General features: G+C 29.5%; 1 protein-coding gene and 1 pseudogene. One reads left to right on the forward strand and one right to left on the reverse strand.

Annotated elements, in window-relative coordinates; genetic code table 11:
* Positions 1 to 1,004 (reverse strand): 3-dehydroquinate synthase (gene aroB / locus WBN21_RS02745; RefSeq protein WP_424197769.1); only part of this gene is annotated, 1,004 nt, incomplete at its 3' end.
* Between the two features lie 94 nt (positions 1,005 to 1,098).
* Here aroB and WBN21_RS02750 point away from each other — a divergent pair.
* Positions 1,099 to 1,621: pseudogene (locus tag WBN21_RS02750) on the forward strand (proline dehydrogenase family protein); the annotation flags it as partial.

Raw genomic sequence — 1,621 nt, forward strand, 5'->3', positions numbered from 1 at the left:
CATTTTCCAATAGTCTCTAAAAGTACAAAATTGATATTACCATGATTATTTTTCTTGTCATATTTTAGTAACTCAATAATGGCAGGATAATCTTCTTTATCAATTAAAACCTTATCGTAATAACTCAAAAATAATTTCTTTATTCTCATAGTGGTTTCCTTTGGTAACCCAGTTAACTCTGAAGAAATATAGCTAGCTAAAATCATTCCTATAACAATAGCTTCCCCATGAAGTAATGTTTTTTTGTTCGGATTACTCAGATAATAGGATTCTATAGCATGGCCAAGAGTATGACCGAAATTTAAAGTTTTTCGTAAGCCATTTTCAAAAGGATCTTCTTCAACAACGTTTCTTTTTATAATAACCGATTCATGAATTAATTCATCTAGGTCATCAAGAGATAATTTTGATAAATCTTGAAATTTATTCCAGTAACTTTCGCCAGTAATTAGCCCATGCTTAAGCATTTCAGCTAATCCAGAGCGCATTTGTTCTTTTGGCAATGTATCCAGAAACTTGGTGTCAATAAGAACCAAATCAGGATTACTTATAACGCCTATTTGATTTTTTAAATGTCCTAAATCTACACCAGTTTTACCACCAACTGAGGCATCAACCATGGATAATAGTGTAGTGGGTACGTTTATGAATGCAATGCCACGCTTAAATGTACAAGCCACAAAACCACCCAAATCTGTAATAACACCGCCACCAATATTAATCATTAAACTCTTTCTATCTGCATCAAGTTCAGAAAGTGTATTCCAAACACCAACACAGGTATCAATAGTTTTATTTATCTCACCAGATTCTATTTCAATTATTTCAATAGACTTATCCGTATCAAGATTTTCTAAAAATTTTGGAAGGCAATGTTCATGAGTATTTTCATCAACGAGAATAAAAATTTTAGAAAAATTATTTTCTTTAATATGTTGGTTTATAGAATTATAGCATTTGTCATTGAAATGAACCATACTATCATTTGCCTTAATAGAATCCATGAAATTTTTATTGTTTTTTAAGGTTGTGAAATTAAGGAGATTTTATATAAAATGATAACTTAGCTATAATTATCTTTATGCAAATTTTATTAATATGAATACAGATTTAATTTTTGATAATACAGAGATTGCATTTGCTTTAAAATCAGATTCTGAATTAGAACGTGCTTATTTCTTGTTTAAAATGATTTCCATAGAGCCTTTAGTTCGTATTGGAACGGCTGCTACTAATTTTGCCATTAAGGCTCATTTACCTATAGAAGGGCTGATTAGATCTACTGTTTTCGACCAATTTTGTGGTGGTGTAAATGAAGATGATTGTTTATCTGTAATTGATAATATGTATCAAAAAGGAGTAAGTTCTGTTTTAGATTATTCCGTTGAAGGTAAAGAAAGTGAAACAGAATTTGATAAAGCAAAAGATAAGGTTTTAAAAATTATAGATTTTGCTAAAGAAATAGATGCTATTCCTATTGCAGTTTTTAAACCATCTGGTTTTGGCCGTTTATTTCTTTATGAAAAAATTAGCAAAAAAAGCGAATTAACTAATATTGAAAATGAAGAATGGAACAGAGTTGTTAATAGGTTTGATGAAGTTTGTAAAAAAGCAAAAACGA

The sequence above is a fragment of the Algibacter sp. genome (assembly GCF_049667265.1).
Classification (GTDB): domain Bacteria; phylum Bacteroidota; class Bacteroidia; order Flavobacteriales; family Flavobacteriaceae; genus Algibacter_B.